30 protein-coding genes are annotated in these 20,934 nt (G+C 64.4%); 6 read left to right on the top strand and 24 right to left on the bottom strand.

Annotation, left to right across the window (positions count from 1 at the left end):
- Positions 1–32 precede the first annotated feature (32 nt).
- From HND92_RS03900 to HND92_RS03840, 13 genes are read right to left on the bottom strand one after another with little or no spacing between them, the layout of a single operon-like run.
- A complete protein-coding gene (locus HND92_RS03900; protein WP_172206047.1) occupies positions 33–1,607 on the bottom strand; it encodes a phage tail protein in 1,575 nt (524 codons plus the stop codon).
- 27 nt (positions 1,608–1,634) lie between these two features.
- Positions 1,635–2,477: a baseplate J/gp47 family protein gene (locus HND92_RS03895; protein ID WP_172206045.1), complete on the bottom strand. Its 843-nt coding sequence runs from the start codon at positions 2,475–2,477 to the stop codon at positions 1,635–1,637.
- Positions 2,478–2,813, bottom strand: coding sequence for a GPW/gp25 family protein (locus tag HND92_RS03890; protein WP_172206043.1), 336 nt, complete (start codon positions 2,811–2,813; stop codon positions 2,478–2,480). It abuts the gene before it with no gap.
- A 6-nt stretch (positions 2,814–2,819) separates the two neighbouring features.
- The gene (locus tag HND92_RS03885) at positions 2,820–3,104 is read right to left on the bottom strand and encodes a PAAR domain-containing protein (protein WP_172206041.1); all 285 of its coding nucleotides are present in this window, start codon (positions 3,102–3,104) and stop codon (positions 2,820–2,822) included.
- 12 nt (positions 3,105–3,116) lie between these two features.
- Positions 3,117–3,593, bottom strand: a complete 477-nt coding sequence (locus HND92_RS03880) for a phage baseplate assembly protein V (RefSeq protein WP_172206039.1) — start codon at positions 3,591–3,593, stop codon at positions 3,117–3,119.
- A 13-nt stretch (positions 3,594–3,606) separates the two neighbouring features.
- Positions 3,607–4,155 (bottom strand): hypothetical protein, encoded by a 549-nt coding sequence (locus HND92_RS03875; RefSeq protein WP_172206037.1) that lies wholly within the window; start codon positions 4,153–4,155, stop codon positions 3,607–3,609.
- A complete protein-coding gene (locus HND92_RS03870) occupies positions 4,127–4,480 on the bottom strand; it encodes a hypothetical protein (RefSeq protein WP_172206035.1) in 354 nt (117 codons plus the stop codon). The genes HND92_RS03875 and HND92_RS03870 overlap by 29 nt, the downstream gene beginning before the upstream one ends.
- Positions 4,481–4,498: 18 nt before the next feature.
- Complete coding sequence (locus tag HND92_RS03865) at positions 4,499–5,527, bottom strand: major capsid protein (protein WP_172205879.1); 1,029 nt, start codon at positions 5,525–5,527, stop codon at positions 4,499–4,501.
- Between the two features lie 23 nt (positions 5,528–5,550).
- Entirely contained in the window at positions 5,551–5,943 is a 393-nt protein-coding gene (locus tag HND92_RS03860; RefSeq protein ID WP_172206033.1) for a head decoration protein, read from the bottom strand.
- Positions 5,940–7,268, bottom strand: a complete 1,329-nt coding sequence (locus HND92_RS03855; protein ID WP_172206031.1) for a S49 family peptidase — start codon at positions 7,266–7,268, stop codon at positions 5,940–5,942. Before HND92_RS03855 ends, HND92_RS03860 begins: the two co-directional genes overlap by 4 nt.
- Before the next feature lie 9 nt (positions 7,269–7,277).
- A complete protein-coding gene (locus HND92_RS03850) occupies positions 7,278–8,744 on the bottom strand; it encodes a phage portal protein (RefSeq protein WP_216662911.1) in 1,467 nt (488 codons plus the stop codon).
- Positions 8,744–8,956, bottom strand: a complete 213-nt coding sequence (locus HND92_RS03845) for a phage head-tail joining protein (protein ID WP_172206029.1) — start codon at positions 8,954–8,956, stop codon at positions 8,744–8,746. Before HND92_RS03845 ends, HND92_RS03850 begins: the two co-directional genes overlap by 1 nt.
- 35 nt (positions 8,957–8,991) lie before the next feature.
- Entirely contained in the window at positions 8,992–10,866 is a 1,875-nt protein-coding gene (locus HND92_RS03840) for a phage terminase large subunit family protein (RefSeq protein ID WP_216662910.1), read from the bottom strand.
- Between the two features lie 101 nt (positions 10,867–10,967).
- Between HND92_RS03840 and HND92_RS03835 the strand changes: the two genes are divergently transcribed.
- The 6 genes from HND92_RS03835 to HND92_RS03810 all read left to right on the top strand — a co-directional run bounded on the left by HND92_RS03835 (position 10,968) and on the right by HND92_RS03810 (position 13,644).
- Complete coding sequence (locus tag HND92_RS03835) at positions 10,968–11,219, top strand: hypothetical protein (RefSeq protein WP_172206027.1); 252 nt, start codon at positions 10,968–10,970, stop codon at positions 11,217–11,219.
- Between the two features lie 27 nt (positions 11,220–11,246).
- Positions 11,247–11,855, top strand: coding sequence for a DUF3489 domain-containing protein (locus HND92_RS03830; protein ID WP_172206025.1), 609 nt, complete (start codon positions 11,247–11,249; stop codon positions 11,853–11,855).
- On the top strand, positions 11,852–12,616 hold the full coding sequence (locus tag HND92_RS03825; protein ID WP_172206023.1) for a hypothetical protein: 765 nt from the start codon (positions 11,852–11,854) through the stop codon (positions 12,614–12,616). The genes HND92_RS03830 and HND92_RS03825 overlap by 4 nt, the downstream gene beginning before the upstream one ends.
- Positions 12,617–12,688: 72 nt before the next feature.
- Positions 12,689–12,955, top strand: a complete 267-nt coding sequence (locus HND92_RS03820; protein WP_172206021.1) for a hypothetical protein — start codon at positions 12,689–12,691, stop codon at positions 12,953–12,955.
- Between the two features lie 103 nt (positions 12,956–13,058).
- On the top strand, positions 13,059–13,427 hold the full coding sequence (locus tag HND92_RS03815) for a hypothetical protein (RefSeq protein ID WP_172206019.1): 369 nt from the start codon (positions 13,059–13,061) through the stop codon (positions 13,425–13,427).
- A gap of 10 nt (positions 13,428–13,437) precedes the next feature.
- Positions 13,438–13,644 carry a hypothetical protein gene (locus HND92_RS03810; protein WP_172205868.1) on the top strand — a complete coding sequence of 69 codons (207 nt, stop codon included), beginning with the start codon at positions 13,438–13,440 and terminating at the stop codon, positions 13,642–13,644.
- On the opposite strand, the gene HND92_RS03805 is transcribed toward HND92_RS03810, so the two are convergent.
- The 11 genes from HND92_RS03805 to HND92_RS03755 all read right to left on the bottom strand — a co-directional run bounded on the left by HND92_RS03805 (position 13,620) and on the right by HND92_RS03755 (position 20,797).
- The gene (locus HND92_RS03805; RefSeq protein WP_172206017.1) at positions 13,620–13,856 is read right to left on the bottom strand and encodes a hypothetical protein; all 237 of its coding nucleotides are present in this window, start codon (positions 13,854–13,856) and stop codon (positions 13,620–13,622) included. The genes HND92_RS03810 and HND92_RS03805 overlap by 25 nt on opposite strands.
- A complete protein-coding gene (locus tag HND92_RS03800; protein WP_172206015.1) occupies positions 13,853–15,145 on the bottom strand; it encodes a site-specific DNA-methyltransferase in 1,293 nt (430 codons plus the stop codon). The genes HND92_RS03805 and HND92_RS03800 overlap by 4 nt, the downstream gene beginning before the upstream one ends.
- Positions 15,126–16,550 carry a site-specific DNA-methyltransferase gene (locus HND92_RS03795; protein ID WP_172206013.1) on the bottom strand — a complete coding sequence of 475 codons (1,425 nt, stop codon included), beginning with the start codon at positions 16,548–16,550 and terminating at the stop codon, positions 15,126–15,128. Before HND92_RS03795 ends, HND92_RS03800 begins: the two co-directional genes overlap by 20 nt.
- Entirely contained in the window at positions 16,547–17,107 is a 561-nt protein-coding gene (locus tag HND92_RS03790; RefSeq protein ID WP_172206011.1) for a hypothetical protein, read from the bottom strand. The genes HND92_RS03795 and HND92_RS03790 overlap by 4 nt, the downstream gene beginning before the upstream one ends.
- Positions 17,108–17,301: 194 nt before the next feature.
- Positions 17,302–17,880, bottom strand: coding sequence for a hypothetical protein (locus tag HND92_RS03785; protein ID WP_172206009.1), 579 nt, complete (start codon positions 17,878–17,880; stop codon positions 17,302–17,304).
- Positions 17,867–18,070, bottom strand: coding sequence for a hypothetical protein (locus HND92_RS03780; protein WP_172206007.1), 204 nt, complete (start codon positions 18,068–18,070; stop codon positions 17,867–17,869). The genes HND92_RS03785 and HND92_RS03780 overlap by 14 nt, the downstream gene beginning before the upstream one ends.
- Before the next feature lie 163 nt (positions 18,071–18,233).
- Entirely contained in the window at positions 18,234–18,806 is a 573-nt protein-coding gene (locus HND92_RS03775) for a PIN domain-containing protein (protein ID WP_172206005.1), read from the bottom strand.
- Positions 18,803–19,267: a helix-turn-helix domain-containing protein gene (locus tag HND92_RS03770; protein WP_172206003.1), complete on the bottom strand. Its 465-nt coding sequence runs from the start codon at positions 19,265–19,267 to the stop codon at positions 18,803–18,805. Before HND92_RS03770 ends, HND92_RS03775 begins: the two co-directional genes overlap by 4 nt.
- Before the next feature lie 110 nt (positions 19,268–19,377).
- A complete protein-coding gene (locus tag HND92_RS03765) occupies positions 19,378–19,968 on the bottom strand; it encodes a hypothetical protein (protein WP_172206001.1) in 591 nt (196 codons plus the stop codon).
- Positions 19,965–20,291 (bottom strand): hypothetical protein, encoded by a 327-nt coding sequence (locus HND92_RS03760; protein ID WP_172205999.1) that lies wholly within the window; start codon positions 20,289–20,291, stop codon positions 19,965–19,967. The genes HND92_RS03765 and HND92_RS03760 overlap by 4 nt, the downstream gene beginning before the upstream one ends.
- 32 nt (positions 20,292–20,323) lie before the next feature.
- A complete protein-coding gene (locus tag HND92_RS03755) occupies positions 20,324–20,797 on the bottom strand; it encodes a crossover junction endodeoxyribonuclease RuvC (RefSeq protein ID WP_172205997.1) in 474 nt (157 codons plus the stop codon).
- Positions 20,798–20,934: the final 137 nt, after the last annotated feature.

Below are 20,934 nucleotides of genomic sequence, written 5' to 3'. Positions count from 1 at the left end.
GTGCTCCAGAAAATGAACGGGGAATAGAAAAATCAGGACTGCGTGCTGTGAGCGCTGCCGATCAGCTCGCGGGTGTCGGTCCAAGTTGAAGACGGCCAGCGCACACCGGTCCAGGTCTGGCCTTGCCAGGCGGCGCGGGTACTGAAGACCGGCACGCGTGCGGGAGACACCTGTGAAGCGGCCCCGGCTTCTGCGCTGAGGGTCAGCAGGCGCAACAGGCTCGGGTGAGCGTCGTCGAAGACATAGGGCAGGTTCTCGCTCAGGCCAGGGATGCAAATTTGCATCTCTGTGAGCGCGCGCCACTCGACCTCGGCCACATCACCCAAAGTGAGATCGCCCAGGGTGGGCAGCGGCCGGGTGCGCAACAGTGCTCGCCGGGGCGTGCGGGTATTGACCTCGCCCAGAATGACCTCACTGAGCACCACCTGCGCCCGTTGGTACAGGCGTGGCCGCCAGCCGGCCGCATCGGGTAGAGCTGGATTGCTCCGGGCGTGATCACGCCGCACAAAACCCCGGTCGAGGCTGGGTACGGACTCGCCCAAGGCCCACATCCCCAGCGCCTGATCGGCACGGGCCTGGACCCGGTGAACAGCGAGATGGTCGCGGTGGGCCAGCAGACTCAAGGTCGGCACGACCAGGTCACTCGTATGCGCCCGCCTGAATCGCTCCAGCACCTCCACGCGAATCAGCCGGTGCGGCGTCGCGGAAAGCTTGTCACTGCCACCCAGGGTGATCGCTTGCCCCACCTCTTGCCAGGCAAAGCGCGGCAGGTTGGCGTTGAGGTCGCCCAAGGGCGTGCTGTCAGACAGCACCACCATCGCCCGTGCAAATCGGCGTTTGGGCAGCAAGGTGGTCGCATCTGGCACGCCCAGCGCATTGGCCAGCGTGAACAGATGCGAGTGCAGGATCTCCTCGTTGGGCGTGTGCCCAGGATCGCCCAACGCCGAAAAGTCGAGCAAATACCGGTCGATCAAGCGGGCCACAGCAAAGCGCACGGCCTCACGGTTCGGCGCGATCTGTTGTCCGGATGCCAGCGCGTTCTGTGCGAAACCTCGCCCAAACGACAGCTTGGTCTGCCCGTCCCTCCAGAACACCCCACTGTGATCCGACAGCAGCGCATCGCCCAGTCGACTCTCATCCAGCACGACGCGGCGCAGGTCATGGCCGTGATAGAGGCGTGACAGGCGAGACCGGGCCGGCGCCGACAGGCGGGCGATGGCAATCAGGTTGGCAATCGCCGTGTCGCTGTCGAGCACTTGTCCCGGATCGAGCTGGAACTCGGCGAAGTGAACGCCCGGGGGTTCCTGCTCGACCGTCGCGCGCATCCCGATCCAGGACAAGGCGGTCGAAAGTGCAGCCGGTGTGCCACGCAGTCGCTGCCAGAGGATGCCCTCGGCAATCGCCTGCCTTGGCTGGGGCAGGTAGGGCAACAATTCGCCGAGGCCGTACTCCCAGATCAGCCAGGGCAGCAGCGGGTCAGACGGATCGGTCTTGAACTGGCGGATGGCATCTGCCGGTAGTGCCATCCGGGACAGCGGATCGGTCGCCAGGGATAGCGCCTGCTCCAGCGGTGTGGCATTGGCGGGCAGCAGATGGTCAGCGGTCATGTGCCCTCCAGCGCAGGGTGGGGGGTGCTATCGATCCCGCCCTGCAAAATCCAGATTCAGATTCATCAGCCGTACCGCCTGGTTGGCGTTGGCGCGAATGTCCACGGTTGGTGACAGCACCTCGACTTTGTGCACGCCTGGACGCTGCAGCTCGCCAATCACCCAGGAGGGCGTCAGGTCCCAGCCCAGACCCGACTGCGCAGCCAATGCTTCCTTGAAACGTGCCCCGATGGCCTCGAAGGCCACCATCGGCGTGTCGGGGTAGAGCCAGATCCGGGCGATCACGGTGACGGGAATCAGCACGGCTGGCACCACCTCGACGGTATCGGTCAGCACCCGGATGTCGTCACGCAGCACAACCGCGCGAACAGCATCGAGCACCGCATCCGGAACGGTGTCTGCTTCACCCTTGGCGAGCACGCTGATGCGCACACGCCCGGGTTCCGGGCTGTCGACCTCGACATCGGCCACCTCGGGGGATGCCGAGAGTGCCCAATAACGGTAATGCGCCGCCCCGCCCGCATTGGCAAAGCCGATGATGCGTTGACGGGTGCGCAGGCGCAGCGCCTCATCGGTCTCATCCATCAAGCGCGTCACGCCGTAGAAAGCGGCCAGATGGTCGAGATCGCTGCCTGTGGCAAAAGCCAGGAGGGAGGCCTTGGCAGCGGCGTTGATTCGGTTTCTGAGCAGCACTTCCCGGTAGGCTGCGACCTCCAGGAGTTTCACGGCCGGGTCTGAGGCCAAGAGGGCCGAGTAGTCCGGGTAGCGGGATTGAAACTCGGCCTGCAGTTCCGAGAAGATCTTCTCGAAGGACAGAGGCTCGATCACCGCCGGGGTTGGCAAACTCGCCAGATCCGATAGCGTGCTCATTCATACCTCCAGTGCGGCAATCACGGTGGCTTGGCCATCGGGCAGATAGATGCCTTCCAGATCGAGCACGACTTGCCCGACTTCTGCCCTGGCGATGCGAACGCGGGTGAGCTTGAAGCGGGGTTCCCAGCGCGCCAGCGCCTCGGCGGTGGCCGAGTACAGATCCATGGCGAGTCTCGGGGTCATGGGGTTGTCAACCAAAGCAGGTAGGCGCGAGCCATAGTCACGGCGCATCACGCGGGTGCCAATGCGGGTGGTCAGGATGTCGCGGATGCTCTGGCGCAGGTGGTCGATGCCAACGAGGGGCTGGCCGGTTTGGGCGTTGATTCCGAGCATCGCTGATTACCCTGCATAGACATTGGGTGACCCTTCGGCCACGCTCGAACCACAGGCCACCGGATCGCCGATGCGCCCGACGGCCTGACCTTCGGCAAACACACAGGAACTGCCCTCCGCCAGCACGCTGGCGTGACAGGCGGGGCCACAGCAGTGAGTTCCCCAGGCATCCCCCATCCGATGCACCGCGATGCCATTGATGAACACCGAGGCGGCAGCGGAGGTGCTCGGGCGTGCCGGGAAACAGCCATGGCCGGTACATTGATCGCCCAAACGGGTCACAGCAGGCATCCGCTACCTCCTTCAGTTCAGATCAATCCGGGGTGCAGTCAGCCGCGCGCCCTGATCGCTGAGTTCCAGTCGCGTCGGGCCAATCTCCAGCACGATCTTCCCGCCCGCTGGCACGGCCAAGCGCCAGTGGTGCTGCGCCCGGTCGTACTCCATCACCGCCCCGTCCTTGAACCGCGTGCGCGAGATATCTGCTGAATCGGCCGGAGCAGGATGATCAGCCCGGTAGATCGAGCCGACCACCACCGCCTGGTTGAGATCACCCCCTGGGGCGACCAGCAACACCTGCTCCCCTGGCTCTGGCGGATGCCAGGTTCGGTCGAGACCTGCACGCAACGTCGCAAAGGGCAACCAGCCTGTGGTGATGGGACCGGCCTGCACCCGCACACGGGCAAGTGCGGTGTCGAGCGCCACCACCTGGCCCATGAGTGCCACATTGCTGATGCGCCGCTCGGCCTCGGTCATGTCCTGGTGCAGGTTGCGTTCGGTCATGCTCATTTCTCCCTCACGGCTCCCGGTAGTGCGTGCCGACCGGCTGATAGCTGTGCTCATGGCGAGTGCCGATCTCCGGCACCCAACTCACCAGCACTTGCAGGGGCAACACCCCGTCATCGATCACAGGCGTGGTCCAGTAGCTGACCTCGAACGACAGGCGGGCGGCCAGCACCGGCGTATCGCCCTCTCCGCCCTGATCGACTTCGGTGCGGGTCAGGCGTGTGCCTTCGACCAGCAGGCCCAGGGTCTCATCAAGATCGAGGATGGCTTCCACCGCTTGGGCCAGCACATCGGCCTCTTCGGCAGCGGCGTCACCACTGGCGATGATCTCGATGGAGAGCTCCAGCTTGCGATAGCGCAATCCGGGGTCAGCATTGGGCTGGTCCTCGATACGCTCATCGCGGGTGTAGATCAGGATCGCCGGGAGCTTGCCAGCAAACAGCGGGGTGCTGCGGTGGATGCTGATGCGCGAAGCGGTGATGCGCTCATCCACCTTGGGCAAAGACTCGTTGAGTCGCGCGGCCACGGCCTCACGAATCAGGGTGCGTGGATGCTTCATGACCGCCCCCTTTGTGTAGCATCAATTTGAGGAAGCCATGCCCATCGGGTCGCACTTCGACGATTAGGTAGAGCACACCTTGCACCGTCACGGCATCGCCCTCGGTAGGGTTGGCCGGCAGATCGGCCTGTCGCACCTCGAGCACTGGCTGCACGCTGGACACCGGCACACCCGTGCTGGCATCCACCTCCTGGTGCGCCGCCGAGAACACGCCCCGGCCCGGCAGCGCCTCGGCCTGCCCTTCGAGGTGAAACACCACCGGCTCACCGAAGGTGGTGAGCACGATGGATGATATGGCCCGTGTCAAATCACCGAAGACCGTCATGGTCACCTCCCATCACGATCACCAGCCATTGCTCGAGAAGAGCCGCACGGTGAGCGCCGGGCGTTTCACAATCGGCAGCGGGTTGGACTGGGTGTAGATGTCGACGCCCGTGCCATTGGGCCGTGCCAGCTGGTGCGCATAGAGCTCCTGACCATAAGTACCGACGGCTTCCATCAGGTTCGCCGGGGCGAAGTAGGTGCGGAAGGTATCCAGCGTGCCCAGCGGGAACGCCACCCCTTCGCGCGGCGGAATCAGGCGCACGGATGTACCGTTGGCGAGCGTCACCGTGCCGAAATACTCTTCGAACAGGATGGAGCCGAAGCGGAAACCCCGGCGCACATCGTCGCGCAGCGGGTTGGTGCCGGCCGTGCCCTGGTAGAAGGTGTAGGCCTCCTTGACGGTCTTGTGCTTGACCAGGGCATCGAAGAACTCGGGGCTGACCAGGGCGTGAATGGTGGTCATCATCTCGCCCTTCAAGTTCTCCTCGATGTGGCGGGCGACCTGGGTGCAGTGGATGACCATGTCTTCGGTGCTGCCGAACACGAAATCCACCTCGGGCTTCTGGATGTCGAACTCATCGTGCCAGTCGTAGAGGGTGTTGCCAGCACCATCCTTGGTGATGCCCAGCAGTGCATTGACGCGCATGTACTCAAGCGTCTGCGCGTGCTTGGCGCGCATGCGGGCGAGTTTGCGGGTCATCACGGTCACCAGCGGGTCTTCACCGGCCGCCAGGCCCAGGCCACGGATGCCCTGGATTTCCTCGGGCAGCACCACGTCGTTGTGCGGGATGTGCGGCACGGCAAAGGAGCGTACCGAGCGCTTGTCGGTGGTGCCCACCGTCGCAGGCGCCCCGGGCGCAACAGCCGGCAACAGACGCAGCTCACCCTCGATGGACTCGATGGTGACGTTGCGCTGCGAAATCGGCTCGGGCGCGAACAGCCCCAGCTGACCGACTCGGCCATAGGGGTTGGGCAGCATTTGGATGGCAGCCGACATCTCGGCCAGCGTGAAGCCGCCGGCGTCGAACGGATTGACGATCACGGTCATATCAAGACTCCTGGGAAGTGAGATCAAGCGACCGGACGCACGACGATACCGTGGGCAGCCAGTTGCTGGTGTTTGAGGGATTGGGCTGCGGCATCCGTGACCGTGGCATCGAAGGCCAGCGCACGGTCTGCGACGATCACCTGGCCACGTGCGAGCACCACCGCCTGGGTGTCAGTTGCGCTGGCAGCCACCGGGTGCAACAGCACGGCGTTGGCAATCTCGGCCCCCTCGGTGCCCGTGGTCGATGCCACTGGCGAGAAGGTGTATTTGCCATCCGCCGTGATGCGACCGAGCACCGCACCCAAGGGGTAGGCGGTGCCGGCCTTCAGGGTCACGGTCTCGCGGGTGTAGTCCGGGTCGGACTCGCGCTTGATGAGATCACCCAGCGTCGACGGGGAAATCAAAGGTGTGCTCATTTACGACCTCCATAGGCTTGAGCCGCTTTGACCAAGGGGCTATCAGCGACGGATTGGGGTTTGGTAGAGGCAGGTGCCGGGGCCTCGGCGACGATGTCTTGCGCGACATCACGCTCGGCGGCCTGCTGCAGCACCGTTTGGCGCAGCGCATCCGGGGTGACACCACGGGCCAGGGCCTGGGCCGGATCGACCGTCACGCCGAGGCGCTTGGCCTGGGCGGCGATCTCAGTCAATTCAGCCAACTGGCGCCGCAGTCGTTGCTCGACTTGGGCGGTGATGGCCGCTTCATCGAGCGGCGGCGGGGTTTGCGGTGACTGCGCCGGGGTCGGTGTGCTGTTCTCTTCGGTGTCGTCCATCGGCGTGACAGGGTTGTGATCATTCATGGAGATCTCCTTCGGGAAGGGTTGGGATCGGGAACTGATGTGGGACGTGGGGCGGCAGGCCGACAGCGCAGTGGCCTTGTTGCGCAGGCTGCGGCCAGCACTCATGGCGAGCTGGCGTTGCAGGGCCGTGATCGCCTCGGCGCGGGTGCCGATCTGATCGGCCAGACCCGCCTGGAGCGCGGCCTCCCCGCGATAGACACGGGCTTCGGTGTCGCGGATGGCATCCACCGTGACTCGGCGGAATCCAGCGACCAAGGCGATGAACTGCTCGTGCAGCTGCTCGATGTCGGCCTGGATGTCAGCCGCGACCGGTGCTGGCAGCGGTGCGTGCGGATGGCCATCGACCTTGTGGGCGCCGGCGTGCAGGAAGGTGTAGTTCAGACCGGCCTTGATATCGGCCACCGACTCGTCGACGTGCACCGCCACCACGCCAATCGAGCCCACCTCGGCAGTGCGGGTGAGCCAGAGGCGGTCAGCCGCAGCAGCAATGGCGTAGGCCGCCGAGAGTGCTGCCTCGTCGGCAATCGCCCACAGGGGTTTGCCGGATGTCTGAGCCAGCTGGCGCAGATGCTGCGCCAGATCGAACACGCCACCCGCCTCGCCGCCGCTGGAGTCGATCTCGAGCAGCACAGCGCGGACCTCTGGGTCGGCAAAGGCTGCTTCAGCCATGGCCTCGATGTCGTGGTAGCTGGTGAGGCCACTGGCGGCACCGATATACGAAGCGCGTCGTACCAGGGTGCCAAGGATCGGGAGGACGGCGATGCCCTCCTGAACTTGGAGGCCACCGCTCATGCCGGCATCGACGTTGGCCGGGGGTGGCGTGGCCAGGGTGTCACCCGCGAGCTTTCGGGCCACCACCCCGAGGATGACTTCGAGTTTGGGGCGCGCAATGAGGAGCGGCGTCCCGTACAGGCGGGACGCCAGGTAAGGCAAATCGGTCATGGGAATTCCTCAGTTCGAGGGGGCTGGCGGTGGCGCCTGCGCAGGAGTCGGTGCCGGGACCGGTGCCGGGACCGGTGCAGGCTCACGCCCGAAACGCAGCCCCAGGCTGTCCTCGCGCCGGTGGTCGCCTGCGATCTCAGCATCCACCATGGCAGCATCAAAGCCCCGTTCGGCAATCGCCTGGGTGCGCGACTTGAGCCCGGCCTCGATGGCATTGATCTCGGCGCGGATGTCTTTCAAGGGATCGACCCAGTCCCAGCGGGGCGGCAGCCAGCTGCAGTCCAGGTAGTCGGCGCGGCGTTGCTCGTAGTTCGGCAGGTCCAACGCCCCCGAGAGCACCGCCGTGTTCATCCAGCGCGACCACACCGCCCGGCACAGCTGAAACACCAGTACCGAATGCTGGAATGCCTCGATGCGCCGGCGAAACTCCAAGAGCGCCGCGCGCGTGTTCGAGTAGTTGGCTTTCAACATATCGGCCGACAGGTTGGCGTAGGGCAGACCCAAGGCAGCCGCCACCTGCAAGAGCGTGCGGTACTGGAAGCTCTCGTAGTTGCCGCCGACATCGGCCGGGGTCGAGAAGGTGATGTCCTCGCCGTCGTCCAGGATCTGGAGTTGCCCGGGTTCGAGCGGCAGCAGCGGCTCGCCCCGGTCGTCGGTTTCGCCACCGTTGTCGAAGTCGCGCTCGGGCCGGCGCACGAAGCCGACGAACATCGCCGCGACCTTCTTGCGGTCGAGCTCGGCGTCGTCGTACTGATCGAGCAGAAAGAGCTTCACGAGCGCCGGCGAGAAACGGGAAACACCGCGCAACTGCCCAGCGTCCACCGGATCAACGATGTGCAACACCGACTCGGCAGGCACCCGAACCGTTTCTCCAGCGAGTCCCGGATCGGTGATGTCGCCCGGGTGGCGGCGCAGGAAGTGGTAAGCGACGCGTCGGCCGATCTTGTCGAACTCGATCCCCTGGCGGATGCGGTGACCGTTCTCCAGCAGCTGGTTGTGGTGCAAGGGCAGCATCTCGGCCGGCAGCATCTGCAACTGCAGCGGCACGGACAAACCATCCTCGGGCCGGCGCGGCCGAATACGGAAGAACACCTCCCCGGCGATGAACAGTTCACGAGCGGCCCGGCGCTGCTGGCCGTAGAAATCGGTCAACCCCTCGGCATCCGACTCATCGGTCCAGCGCAGCCACAGGCGCTGCACCCGATCCTTGAGCACCGCATCGGCAATGCCCGACGAGGGCTTGATGCCGGTGCCCACGGCATTACCCGCCCAGGACTCGACCGCATTGGCGGCATAGCCGTTGTTGCGAATGAGATACCGGGCACGCGCGGTCATATCGGCGCCAGCCGCCTGGATCAGGGTGTTGACGTGGGCACGGCTGGCAGCGAAGGTCTTGAGGCGTCGCGCGGACAGTCCACCCTCGAAGCCGCCGATCATCGCGCCGACCTTGCGGCGCAGGTTCTGGAATGCCTTCATCACAACCCCTTCCCGGCATAGGTGCGGATGCGACGGGCGCGCGGGCGACCTTCGGCTAAAGCGATCTCGCGATCCAGGTCCCCCAGGGCCGACTGCAGCTCAGCATCAGACTTGTAGGTGACCCACTTGTCGCCAGCCTTCACGGTGAGCACACCATTGAAGCGCGCAGCCTGCAGGGCCTCGCGTTGGGCCTTGAGTTGTTCGAGGGTCATGGACAGCACTCCCGGCCAGCGGGAGGCTGGCGGTATCAGAGGTAGTTGGAAGAAATGGCCATACGGCGACGGCGCGGACTGGCGGTCATCGGTGCCGTAACGGGCGTGGCGTTAGTGATGGAGTTGCGGCTTGTGGGTACCGGCGGCAGCGCCTCGACCCGCTTGTTCAGGTTCAGCCCCATCGACAGCAGGCCGTGCAATGCCGCGTAGGCGTACACCCGGCAATCCAGTGCTTCGTTGCGCCGGCCATCCGGTTTCCACCAGAAGCGCTGCGGAAAGCCCTTCACATACCGAGTGCGGATGCGCTCGGCGGTGAGTTGCTCGAAATACTGCGCATCGCGATCGAGCGGAAAGTGCATCGCACCAGGTCCACCCTCAGCCTTCTTGAGACGCGCGTAGATCGCCTCCTTGGCGGCATCCACCCCGACGGTGAACAGATTGACCTTGCCCTTGTTCGCCTTGCTGGGGCGCTTGGGCCAGATCGGCCGTTTCCCTGCACCGCCCTTGATCGCCCAGATGCGCTTGCGCTCCCGGCCCTTGCAGAAGGCATAGGCCGCCAGGGTGTGGTGACCACCGGTATCGAGACAAGCGGCTTCGATGGTCAGGCCGTTGGCCAGCGTCTCGTGCTCGAAGCGACTGCCGAGGTAAGCATCGAGCTGCGCCCAGGTGTCCGGCGCGGACGGGTCACCCCACAGCACTTTGTAGTCCACCGACCAGGACTCCTCGTCCCGGCCCCAGCCGACCACTTCCAATTCGAGGCGGTCGTCCTGCACGTCGATGCCACAGGTGAGCAGTGCGACCTCGGCAGGAATCGCCGGACCATAGGCTTCGCGGCGTTCCATCAGACCTTCAGCGTCCAAAGTCTCGCCCTCCCGGTCTTCCCAGGTCTCGGCCAGCTTGGTGTTCACCCAGACCTTGAGCCGCACCGGATCGTCCTTGGCAGCGTGGTGCTCCTGCGCGATCTCGCCCCAAGTGAGCCACGGGCTGTAGAGGCTGGAGAGGTGGAAGCCCACTGTCTTGCCATCACCCTCAGCTCGTGACGTCCAGCGACCGCTGGCCAACAGCGCCGGCTTGCGGTACTCGGGGTGGATGCCATCGCACTGCGGGCAATGCCAGGCGGCCTCGCTCATCTTGCCGGCCGGCCACTTGATGTCACGCCAGAGGATCTGGCTGTGCGTGCCGCAGTGATCACAGGGCACCTCGAACACCCGCTGGTCACTTTCCAGATACGCCGCCTCAATGCGGGAAAAACCCTTCAGGGTCGGCGTCGAGCACAGATACACCTTGCGGTTGACGAAGGTGGCCGCACGCTGCACCGCGAGCGCCACCGGATCGCCTTCGCCATCAGCATCGCCCGGGTAGCCATCGACCTCATCCAGAAACAAGTAGCGCACCGGCATCGAGCGCAGGCCTACCGCCGAGTTGGCGCCGGTCATGATCAGCACGCCTCCAGGGAATTCCTTCATCAGCTGGGTGTTGCCGGAGTCGCGCGAGCGTGGATCTTTGACGCGACTGGCGAGTTCGGGACTGGCTTCGATCAGCGCATCGACCCGCTGCTTGGAAACGCGCTTGGCGCCTTCGACGGTCGGCTGCACCAGCAGCATCGGCCCCGGGGCGTGGTGGATCACATAGCCCAGCCAGTTCAACCCCGCTTCAGTCTTGCCGATTTGAGCCCCGGCCATCAGCACCACCCGCTCCACGCGCGAAGTCGCCGACAGCGTTTCCATCACCGCCTTGAGGTACGGCGTGCGGGTGGTCGACCAGCGACCCGGCTCAGCGGAGGCCACCGACGAAAGCATCCGGTGGCGGTTGGCCCAGTCATCGACGGTGAGGATGGGATCGGGTGCAAGGCCCCGTTTCCAGGCGGCCTCCACGCTCAACGCAGCCGCAGATTCGGCAGTGTCGAACATAAGCCACTCCGATGCGAAATAGATGGACCGAACGCTTGGCTTCAATCCCGAACAGCGCGTTCATACAGACACCGCAACAACACACGCCAAGGAGAACCACGATGTGCAAAACCGCCAACAAGACCGCCACCATGGCCGCGCAGCAACTCGACCAACTGCTCGCCCAGATCGCCCTGGACCATCTCTTCATCGAGACCCTGGCCACACGCAACAGCGACAGCCTGGATTTCCACGACGTCAGCGTCTGGGCCGTCCAAAGCGCCCTGATGGCGGCCTACCAAGCAGGCCTGGCCGCAGGCCAAAACGCCACCAGCAAGGCCACTGATCAACCGACCCAGCAGCAAGCCGTCTGACCTTCATCACCCACAAGGAGCACGACCATGTCCGCACAAACCACCCCGATCACCGAACGCCAACTGGACCTGATCACCCGCGCGCATTGCGACGCCGCTGGCCTGATCGAGCCGCTGCTGGCCCTCAAGGGCGGCGCCAAGCTCAAGATGATCGCCAGCCTCGCGCAGCGGGGACTGATCGAGCAGATGGATGGCCAGTGGCGCATCACGGGTGCCGCCATCGCGATCATCAAGGGCGAGGCCCAACCGGAGGATGTGCTGCCTGCGGTAAAGGGTGCCGCCACGTCACCCACACCGCCGCTGGCCGACGACCCGGAACTGGAAGCCGCCGTGGCTGCCGCCGAAGCCAGCTGGCAGCAGGTTCAACCCGCCAGCACCCTTGAGTCGCCCAAGCGTGGCCCGGGCAACAGCAAGCAGGCGCTGGTAATCGAGATGTTGAAACGCCCCGAGGGCGCCACCATCGCGCAGATCTGCGAAGCCACGGGCTGGCAGGCGCACACGGTGCGCGGCACCTTTGCCGGCGCACTCAAGAAGAAATTGGGCCTGAATATCGTCTCCGAGAAGATCGTGGGCCCCGCCGGCACGCCGGGCGCAGGACAGCGCCTCTACCGCATCGCCGAGGAAGCCACCGCGTGATCGCGCAGCCCGACGCCCCGATCCCGGCAAACCTGTTGCCAGCCTTGCTGGAGGCCTGCCGGGAGATCGCCCGGATGAAGCATCCGAGCATCGAGCACCTCCTTCGCCACCGGGGTTTGGCTTCGAGGCCGACCGCATTGCCGATCTGGTGCTGGCGATTGAAGCCCTCGATGCACTCGATGCCCATCGCGATGCAGATTGAGCTTGGCTTCGGTGGGGACCAGCGCGTGAATGCTGTTGTCACCCACATCCACCGAAAGGACGCCACCATGACCACCGCCAACCACACACCGATCCGTGCCCGCTTTGCCCGCAAGCCCTGCGACCTGGACGAAGTGCTGCACAACACCGACCCCAGCGCACTCTTCGAGCCCATCGAAATCGCGTGGCGTAAGGCACTCACCGAGGCTGAATATGACGCCTTCGCCAACACACTGCTGGAGGACCGGGACTGGCTGACCGGTCTCGGAGGCCACGCGGCAGGGTATCGGCGCGTGGTGGCTGTCAGCGCACCGGGGCGCACAACCGTATTTGTCGATCCCTCCGGCGGCAGCTACGGGCGCTACGTCGGCATTGCCGAAGAGCAGCCTGCGGCAGATGACGAGCAGGCCGGCGCGATTGCCTGGCTGATCGACAACCGTCGCCCGGAGGTGTCGCGCGAGCAGGCCATCCACACCCTGCGCCGGGCGCTGGCAGGCGATCCCGCCGCCTTGCGCATCCTCGACAGACTGGCCAACCAGTCATCGAAAAATGATCAATGAATCGCTTGGCTTCAGTGGCGACAAGCGCGTTCATACAGGTGTCGCAACGATCAACCGAAAGGAGAGCACACCATGAACACCCCCCGCGAATTTCAAGCTCACTACGCCGAAACCAGTGGCCGTGATGCGCTTACCAACGCCCGCGCCACGATGCAGCGCGCCCTGGTAGAACTCGACCGCTACATCGCCCGCTACGAAGAAGCAGAGTCGCTCAAAGACAAGGCCAATGTCCTCAACTGGACCCTGAGCCATCTGGCCACCTACGTGCCCAACAACGTGCGCCTGGACCTGATCGCCAGCGCCCAGGCGGAACTGGTGCGTGCCGACACGATGGAATAAGGAACCCCGAGCCAAGCGCAAAAAGATCGAACAGGCGCTTGGCTTCCATCTCGAACAGCGCGTTACTACGGGTGTCGCCACGATCAACCGCCAGGAGCCAGAGATGAACACCACCACCCAGATCCCCGCTACCCAGAACGAGTCGTGGGGCTTTTACGGCACGATGAACGAACAGGCCGAGGCCGCTTGGCCACTGGCCATGACCGCGATCTCGGATGCCACCTACCAGCCGCTCGAGTCAGTCCGCACCTTCCTCGACAGCCGCCACGGCCGCCACTTTGCCGACGACGTGCAAAACGGCCTCTACGCCGGCGCCACCCTGGCGGACGCCATCGCACAGGCCACACAGCGCTGGATGGGCTGGACCATTGGCCGCAGCACCAGCAAACAGTACGGCATCCCCAAGGGCCTGCCTTACCTGACGGGCTTCGTGATCCACTGCGAGATCGTCGAAGAGTCTCTGGCGGCGTGAGGAGTACAACGTGGCCGCGCTCTCCACCAACCCACAACTCGAAACCCACTACGACCAGTTCATCGCCGAACTGACGGCACTCACCCGCAAGTACGGCATTGCGATCCAGTCAGTCGGCGGTGTCATCCTGGCTGATGCACCCGGTGAATTCAGCCATGTCAGCTATGTTGCCGACATCAGCAGCGGTGATCTTTATCCTGAGTTCCCGGATAACTGACGCACGCGCAGCGCCTCAAAGACCCGGCGCAGCACGTAGCTCCTGACCAGCGACACGGCCGTGAAGATGAGGCCAATCAGCAAGTTCTCCTGCAGCGTGGCGTGAAGCCCGAAGAGGGGAAACACCAGCCATTGGGTCGCCACCGCCACACCGTAGCCGACCAGCATATTGGTCACGGCTTCCACCAGCGACATCCAGCGCGACTGCTTCACAGCGCCACCTCGGCATCGATATCACTGGCGTCGGCAGAATCGGCTGTGCCGACCAGGTCATCGAACTTCACCCCATCCGCTTCCCGCACCGCCTGTGAGCCAGCGTATTCCTGCCAGCGACGAACGATCACATCGACGTACTTGGGGTCGAGCTCAATCAACCTCGCCTGGCGACCGGACTTCTCAGCGGCGATCAGCGTGGTGCCAGAGCCACCGAAGGGATCGAGCACCACATCACCCGGTCGGCTGGAGTTGCGGATCGCTCGCTCGACCAGTTCCACCGGTTTCATTGTTGGGTGCAGGTCATTGACGCGCGGCTTGTTGAAGTGCCACACATCGCCTTGGTCGCGGTCACCACACCAGTGGCGGGTAGCTCCCTCGGGCCAGCCGTAGAGGATCGGCTCGTACTGGCGCTGGTAGTCCGAGCGCCCGAGCGTGAAGGTGTTCTTGGCCCAGATGATGAAGGTCGACCACTTGCCACCGGCAGCACGGAAGGCGGACTGCAAGGTGTCAAGTTCCGATGAGGACATCGCCACGTAGACCGCGCCATTGCATCGGGCCAGCGCTGGCTTGAACGCCGCCAGCAGGAAGTCCTGGAATCCGTCGCCGAGGTTGTCGTTCAGGATCGGACGGTTGGTGCCGCGCAGCTTGTCCTTGGCCGTGTTGGCATAGTCCACGTTGTACGGCGGATCTTGGAAGATCATCGCCACCCGCTCGGTGCCGAGCAGCGTGTCGTAGCTCGCGTCATCAGTGCTGTCGCCACAGAGCAGCCGGTGCTTGCCCATGATCCAGACATCACCAGGCTTAGACACTGGGGTGACCGGGACCTCGGGAGCAGCATCCTCGTCGGTGTGGCCCTCGGCAGTGGTTTCCTCGCCCGCCATGATCTCCAGCAACTCGTCGGCATCGAAGCCGGTGAGCGCCAAGTCGAAATCGGCCTCCTGCAACTCGGCCAGCTCCAGACGCAACAGTTCCTCGTCCCATCCGGCGTTCTCGGCGATCTTGTTGTCGGCGATCACCAGAGCCCGACGCTGGGTTGGGGTGAGATGCTCAAGCACCACTACCGGCACGCTCGCCAACCCCAGCTTGCGCGCCGCCGCCAAACGCCCGTGACCGGCCACGATCACGCCATCCGACCCGGCCAGGATTGGCGCAGTGAAGCCGAACTCGGCGATGCTCGCCGCGATCTGCGCGATTTGGGCCTCGGAGTGGGTGCGGGCATTTCGGATATAGGGCAACAGGCGCTCGATGGGCCAATGCTCCAGTTTGTCAGCGAGCCAGGCTTGCATCGGTGTTCTCCAGTCGTTCTGATTCGACCTCGGCAAAGGTCTGTCCGGTGGCCAGCAAGGTCACCGGGATGTCGGGGTGGTTTTGTTGGAAGCGCTTGACCGCCACGTCGGTGTAGGACGGGGCCAGTTCGATGGCGCGGGCCACGCGATTCGTCTTCTGGGCGGCCAGGATCGTGGTACCGGAGCCGCCGAAGGGCTCGAAGACAACATCACCCGGGTCCGAGTACGCCAGCAAGATGTGCTCGGGCAGGGCCACCGGAAACACGGCCGGATGGTCGATGTCCCGGCCGATCTTGCCCTTGTGGCGCATCACGCGAATCACGCTGTCCGGGATGCGGTAGTCCTGGGTAGGCTGCCCGGCATGGGTCCAGCCCCCGACCTCGCCATCCTTGCCGCGCATCGCCGTCGATGATCCGTCGGCGCGCAGGTGGCTGTCCTGACCGGCGTGTTTGCACGGCACGATCTTGTTGGGCTTCCTGCTCTGGCGGTTGAAGTGGAAGACGAACTCGAAGCTGGGGGCCAGGCGTCCGGCCCAGTCACCGGGCATCCCCGGCCCCTGGTCCCAGACGTACCAGCCAAAACGTCGCCAGCCTTGCGTGCGCATCCAACTGATCCAGCCATCCCAATACGGGATCACTTCATTGTCGCGGTGGATCAGGCCCAGGTTGACCAGCACCTGGCCGTCGCCGGCCATGGGCAGGTTGGCGAACACCCCGCGCATCAGCGCATCCCAGTCGGCGATGCCTTGCGTGTAGTTGCGCTGCTGGCCGTAGGGTGGGCTGGTGAAGCACAGGCTCGCCCGGTCGCCGGCCATCAGGGCAGCGACTACGGCCGGGTCGATCGAGTCGCCGCAGATGAGGCGGTGCGCACCCAGTTGCCAGATGTCGCCCGGTTGGCTGACCGGGTTGGCCGGTGCCTCCGGGATATCCTCATCCTCGGGTTCGGCAATGGGCGCAGCCTCATCGGCGCGCTCGGTCTCTTCGATATCGCCGAGCAGGTCGGCCAGTTCCTCATCGCTGAATCCGGTCAATGCCAGATCGAAGCCCGCTGCTGACAGGTCAGCCAACTCGACGGCGAGCAGTTCCTGATCCCATCCGGCCTGCAGCGCCAGCTGGTTGTCGGCCAGGATGTAGGCGCGGCGCTGGGTGGGCGTCAGGTGATCGAGCACGACCACGGGCACGGCGTCCAGATCGAGTTTTCTGGCGGCGGCCAGGCGACCGTGGCCGGCGAGAATGCCGCCGTCGTCCGACACCAAGAGCGGCGCGGTAAAGCCAAACTCGACGATGCTGGCGGCGATCTGCGCCACCTGTGTGTCGGAGTGAGTACGGGCATTTCTCTGGTAGGGCTTGAGCCGATCCAGTGGCCACATCTCGATGCGGCTGGCCATGGCGGGGGTGACGGTCATCGGGAGAGTTCCTCCAGGGCTTCGCGGATCGCCTCCATCAGCAGGTCTTCCACCACGCGCTGGTCGGGTTGAGCGACCACGGCCGCCACGATCTGTGGAGCGAGCTTGCGGGGAATTTGCTGGATGCGGTCACGCAGCAACCGCGCGAGGTTGAAGTGCTTGACCTTCACCTCGTCGGCGTTGAGCAGCTTGCCCGTGCGTTCTTCGAATTCGAGCTTGGCCAGGCGCGCGGCGTAGGCTTCGCGGATGGCGCGGCTGGTCTGGTAATCAGGCGCGGCAGCCCGGGTTTCCAGAGGCGGCTGCAGCTCACGGTTGGCAACTGCTGCCGTGGAAACCGGGGTGGAAACAGGTGGGGTTGCCACCTTGGTCGCAGGTTTCGGGGCGCCGGTGTTCAGGTTCTGCGACGGCAGCGTGTTGCGCGCCCACTGGGCATCGGCCTTGGCCGGGTCGATCTTGCCGTCGGGCTCGACGCTGATGCGCCCGGCCTTGATGGCCTTGGCCACAGCGGTGTGGCTCACGCCACGGTGTTGGGCATAGGCCCGGATGGACAGTCCCATCGCATTCCTCCGGGCCGGGCGGGTCAATCAATTCGTCAGGGGTGGATCACCTCGGCGTGGAAACGGGTGGCAACTGGCAACCTCTTTTTGTCGCTGGCGCTAGGCAAGCCGGGTGGTTGGCGCGTCCCCCGCTTTTTAGATCGCCCGGGAGGACCCGTCAGATGTGTCAGATGTGTCAGATGCGTCAGACATCATCACGTGGCCTTCGCCAGTTCTTCCCGCAGCGCCCGTTCCATCTGCCGCTGGTACTCGCGCAGCGCCACGCTGCGTACCGTCTCGGCCATACCCAGTCGCGGCTGCACCTTGATCTGGGCCTTGGGCCGCAGCAGGTAGAGCGCGAGGATGCGCCGCTCGTCACGGCGCTCGAACAGCATCCCCGCCCGGTAGAAGACGGTGGGCTTTTTCTTGACCTGATCGAGCCACTGGCTCTTGGGGATCACCCGGCTCTGGGCCATCTCGCGCAACCGCCCGGCCGGAATGGGTCGCGCATCGGGATGGCTGCCGCCCGTCTCCTGTGCCGCCATGAAGCGATCCCGCGACCAGACCTCGGCCATCAAGGTGCGCGGCTTGGCCGGCGTCACGCCGATACCCCGACTGATCCACGGCCGGCGCAGATTGAAGCGCTCGGGCAGACTATCGCGCACCGCATCACGGGCATCGAAGGCCGTTCGGGTCAGGGCTTTGGCGGCGGCGTTCGGAACGTGCCGCTGAGCCACGTCCGACAGGTACTCGGTGGCCTTGGCCACATCGGCAGTGACATCAAGTTTCAGCATCGGCGGACTTCCGGCGGCGTGGGGTGGCTGGAGTGTCGGGCTGGGTAGCCGGTTCAGCTGGGATGCCAGCCTGTTGCGCCAGGATCTGTTCAGCAGTGGCCGCATCGACCTCAACCGTCAGGCCAGGGACGAGCGAGCGCACGCCGCCAGCGCCGGTGAGGACCACCGGGCGGGTGATGAGAAGTTTCATGGGGGAGTCTCCAGCGCTGGGCAGACAGGCGAGCGCCCAGCCCAGAAACGACAACGCCCACCAAGGTCTCCCCGGTGGGCGCAGTTATCAGCAGTACGTGAATACTGTACCTTGTGGGGGGCCAGCATTCAATCAGGTTTCGGGAACTACCCTCAAAAAAATTTCAGAAGGCGACTTTCCAGTCCTTGAGGATCGAGACGGTTTGCGTCAGCCCTTGCTTGAGCAGGATGTCGAGAAACTCGTCAGCGGTCTTGGGTGGCTTTTTGAGGGAGGCGCGCTGCTCGGCTAATGCCTGCAGAACCGATGCGGGGTGAAGGTCGAACAGATCCACAATGAAGTCGTCCGGGTGCTGGGCGTCCAGGTTATAGCGATCCAATGCGCCAGCCGGAAAGTCCTTCAGGTTGAACGTGACGATGGTCTCAGCCCCGCTATGGATGGCGGCAGCCACGACATGGCGATCATCGGGATCGGGCAACTCGATGGCTGGGATGAGATGCTCGAAACCTTCGACCAGGCTATCGCGCACATTCGAATTCATCAGGGTGCGGGTTTTTTCCAGCGCAGCAGGATCGAGTTCTGGGCGCTGCTTGAGCAGGTTGCGAATCCACTCGTCGTGAATGGTGTTTGACCAGCGCGCACGGAACCGGTCCGTGAGCGCCAGTCGCATCAGCAGATCCCGCAGCGGCGCGGGGTAGAGTACGCACGCGTCGTAGACGACCGTGAAGTGCGAACTCATTCGTAACCCATTCCCAGTTCCTGAGCCTGCTCGGCCAGTGCATCCAGAGCCTTGCGCCGCTCAGCATCGATGCGCTCCTTGTAGGCAATCACGTCCTGGTAACGCACGCGGCGATGTGTGCCCGTCTTGTGGAACGGAATCTCCTTGCTTTCCAGCAGTTTCACCAAGTGCGGGCGCGATACGTTGAGAACATCGGCCGCCTCTTGGGTGGTCAGTTCGGCATGGACCGGGATGATGCTGACGGCGTTGCCCTCGCCGATCTCGGTCAAGACATCGACCAGCAAGCGCAGGGCCGACATCGGAACGCGCACCGGGTGAGCAGCGCCCTTGTCATCGAAAATCTCGATCTGCTGGGTTTCTGAACGCATCTGCAGATAGGCCGAGAGCGCCCGCCCGCTCTCGCGAGCCAGCGCCACCTCTTCGGCTGTGGGCATCGTCTGCGGTAGTTGGGTCGTGGTCATCGTGCTCTCCTTGGTGTCTGTTTCCTGCGCCGGTCTGTGATGATAAACGAAATAAACGACAAACGCAATAAACGAAAGACCCTGACCGTATCTGATCAAGGCCTCTGTGCTCAGACCGATGGACTGGTCGACTCAGGACGCCGTCGGTGTTGTGGCGGTCCCGAACGCTCATAGCCGTAGTACCGGGCCAACACCCCAAGGGCTGCCACCAGATAGCCCTTGGCCTCATCCCGATCCTGCCGTCGACCATTCCAGCCTTCACGCTGAGCCCAATCGCGGATCGACATCTGCAGCCCCGCCACGTACCACAGCGCCGCCCCGGCTGGACTGCCACTGCCTCCCACAGCGTCCAGTGCATCCCGAACCGCACGGGCGGCACTGGCGTTACGCTCGATCAACATCTCTCCGGGGGCTGTTCCACAAGGCAGACCATCGAGTCGGCTGCTGGCGACACCACTGGCAAAGGCCCGGGCAAAGTCCTGCGAGAACTGCTGACCGGCGTCGTGCATGGCGCCGGTGATGCTGCCGTTTCGGAGCATCAGCGCCAGCGTGTCCACCGTGCGGTAGTGATCGACGGGCTTGCAGTCATCGTCCTCCTCGCGTACGTAGCGGATGACGCTGCCGTCCGGGCGGATCAGTTCATGGCCGATGGGTGGTTTGCGTTCGGCTCGTGCCTTGGCGCGTTGGGTCTTCTTGGTCATGGCCGGCCCTCCCCAAGTTGCCCGAGGGTCGCCAGCGCACCGTCACGGTCACGCTGCACAGTGATCGACTTAGCCGTGGTCGCCACCACCGTCCAGGTCTCGCCATCACCCCGGTCGATCACCTCGCCCTCGGCCCAAGGCGTGCTCTTGCGGGATGCTGTGGTGCGCGCTCCGTAGAGCTTGGTGGCGATGCCGGTCAGGAACGCCCGGTCCCAGTCGTCGTAGATGTCGTCCAGCGGCACCACGACGATGCCTTGCTTGTGCCAGGCCGCTGCGCGCATCGCACGCAGTTCTTCGGCGTTGGCCGGCGACTGCGGTGCCATCCTGCCCAAAGAGCAGGGAATCGAAGGTGTGTTTATGCGCATACCACACCTCCTTGGGCCATCGCCCAGTCCAACAGTGCCAGCGCATCGGCGTGGTTGTCGTCGACCGGTTCGATGCCGCGCGCCTTGGCTGCCGCGATCATCTCGATCTTGCCGGCATTGCCCCTGCCAGTCGCATGCTTCTTGATCGTGCCCACCGGCACGCCCTGGTACGGGATCTGATGATGCTCGCACCAGGCCGTCAGATGCGCCATGAAGCCGCCATAGGCGTGTGCGGCATCGACGCCGGCGTGTTTCCTCACCTCTTCGAACACCACCCAGTTGATGCCATCGGCACACTGCTTGATGTCGGTCAGCCAGCGTTTGAAGCGCAGGTATCTCATTCCGCCACCTTCGAAGCGCTGCGGCTTGAAGGATTCGCTGCCACCGCTGATCAGTCCGTCGCGGTCGACCAATGCCCAGCCCGTGGTGGTGCCCAGATCGAGGGCCAAAATCGTTGTCGTCATATTCGTCAGTCCTGTTTTTGGGGGCGGTCTGACAGATCCGACAGAGTTGCCGATTAACCTCTTACGCGTGTGCGCGTGTAGGCGTAAATCAGTAGCCCTGTCTGATCTGTCAGTCCTGCCCAGATTCATGTTTCGGG

It is taken from the genome of Diaphorobacter sp. JS3050 (assembly GCF_013154915.1).
Lineage (GTDB): Bacteria > Pseudomonadota > Gammaproteobacteria > Burkholderiales > Burkholderiaceae_C > Diaphorobacter > Diaphorobacter nitroreducens.
The sequence above is the reverse complement of the archived record's forward strand: the minus strand, read 5'-3'. Positions and strand labels throughout refer to the sequence as shown.

Bases quoted from the DNA above. Each gene is read 5' to 3' on its own strand.
- HND92_RS03900 (WP_172206047.1), bottom strand. From the start codon at position 1,607: ATGACCGCTGACCATCTGCTGCCCGCCAATGCCACACCGCTGGAGCAG.
- HND92_RS03895 (WP_172206045.1), bottom strand. From the start codon at position 2,477: ATGAGCACGCTATCGGATCTGGCGAGTTTGCCAACCCCGGCGGTGATC.
- HND92_RS03890 (WP_172206043.1), bottom strand. From the start codon at position 2,813: ATGCTCGGAATCAACGCCCAAACCGGCCAGCCCCTCGTTGGCATCGAC.
- HND92_RS03885 (WP_172206041.1), bottom strand. From the start codon at position 3,104: ATGCCTGCTGTGACCCGTTTGGGCGATCAATGTACCGGCCATGGCTGT.
- HND92_RS03880 (WP_172206039.1), bottom strand. From the start codon at position 3,593: ATGACCGAACGCAACCTGCACCAGGACATGACCGAGGCCGAGCGGCGC.
- HND92_RS03875 (WP_172206037.1), bottom strand. From the start codon at position 4,155: ATGAAGCATCCACGCACCCTGATTCGTGAGGCCGTGGCCGCGCGACTC.
- HND92_RS03870 (WP_172206035.1), bottom strand. From the start codon at position 4,480: ATGACGGTCTTCGGTGATTTGACACGGGCCATATCATCCATCGTGCTC.
- HND92_RS03865 (WP_172205879.1), bottom strand. From the start codon at position 5,527: ATGACCGTGATCGTCAATCCGTTCGACGCCGGCGGCTTCACGCTGGCC.
- HND92_RS03860 (WP_172206033.1), bottom strand. From the start codon at position 5,943: ATGAGCACACCTTTGATTTCCCCGTCGACGCTGGGTGATCTCATCAAG.
- HND92_RS03855 (WP_172206031.1), bottom strand. From the start codon at position 7,268: ATGACCGATTTGCCTTACCTGGCGTCCCGCCTGTACGGGACGCCGCTC.
- HND92_RS03850 (WP_216662911.1), bottom strand. From the start codon at position 8,744: ATGAAGGCATTCCAGAACCTGCGCCGCAAGGTCGGCGCGATGATCGGC.
- HND92_RS03845 (WP_172206029.1), bottom strand. From the start codon at position 8,956: ATGACCCTCGAACAACTCAAGGCCCAACGCGAGGCCCTGCAGGCTGCG.
- HND92_RS03840 (WP_216662910.1), bottom strand. From the start codon at position 10,866: ATGTTCGACACTGCCGAATCTGCGGCTGCGTTGAGCGTGGAGGCCGCC.
- HND92_RS03835 (WP_172206027.1), top strand. From the start codon at position 10,968: ATGTGCAAAACCGCCAACAAGACCGCCACCATGGCCGCGCAGCAACTC.
- HND92_RS03830 (WP_172206025.1), top strand. From the start codon at position 11,247: ATGTCCGCACAAACCACCCCGATCACCGAACGCCAACTGGACCTGATC.
- HND92_RS03820 (WP_172206021.1), top strand. From the start codon at position 12,689: ATGAACACCCCCCGCGAATTTCAAGCTCACTACGCCGAAACCAGTGGC.
- HND92_RS03815 (WP_172206019.1), top strand. From the start codon at position 13,059: ATGAACACCACCACCCAGATCCCCGCTACCCAGAACGAGTCGTGGGGC.
- HND92_RS03800 (WP_172206015.1), bottom strand. From the start codon at position 15,145: ATGCAAGCCTGGCTCGCTGACAAACTGGAGCATTGGCCCATCGAGCGC.
- HND92_RS03795 (WP_172206013.1), bottom strand. From the start codon at position 16,550: ATGACCGTCACCCCCGCCATGGCCAGCCGCATCGAGATGTGGCCACTG.
- HND92_RS03790 (WP_172206011.1), bottom strand. From the start codon at position 17,107: ATGGGACTGTCCATCCGGGCCTATGCCCAACACCGTGGCGTGAGCCAC.
- HND92_RS03785 (WP_172206009.1), bottom strand. From the start codon at position 17,880: ATGCTGAAACTTGATGTCACTGCCGATGTGGCCAAGGCCACCGAGTAC.
- HND92_RS03780 (WP_172206007.1), bottom strand. From the start codon at position 18,070: ATGAAACTTCTCATCACCCGCCCGGTGGTCCTCACCGGCGCTGGCGGC.
- HND92_RS03775 (WP_172206005.1), bottom strand. From the start codon at position 18,806: ATGAGTTCGCACTTCACGGTCGTCTACGACGCGTGCGTACTCTACCCC.
- HND92_RS03770 (WP_172206003.1), bottom strand. From the start codon at position 19,267: ATGACCACGACCCAACTACCGCAGACGATGCCCACAGCCGAAGAGGTG.
- HND92_RS03765 (WP_172206001.1), bottom strand. From the start codon at position 19,968: ATGACCAAGAAGACCCAACGCGCCAAGGCACGAGCCGAACGCAAACCA.
- HND92_RS03760 (WP_172205999.1), bottom strand. From the start codon at position 20,291: ATGGCACCGCAGTCGCCGGCCAACGCCGAAGAACTGCGTGCGATGCGC.
- HND92_RS03755 (WP_172205997.1), bottom strand. From the start codon at position 20,797: ATGACGACAACGATTTTGGCCCTCGATCTGGGCACCACCACGGGCTGG.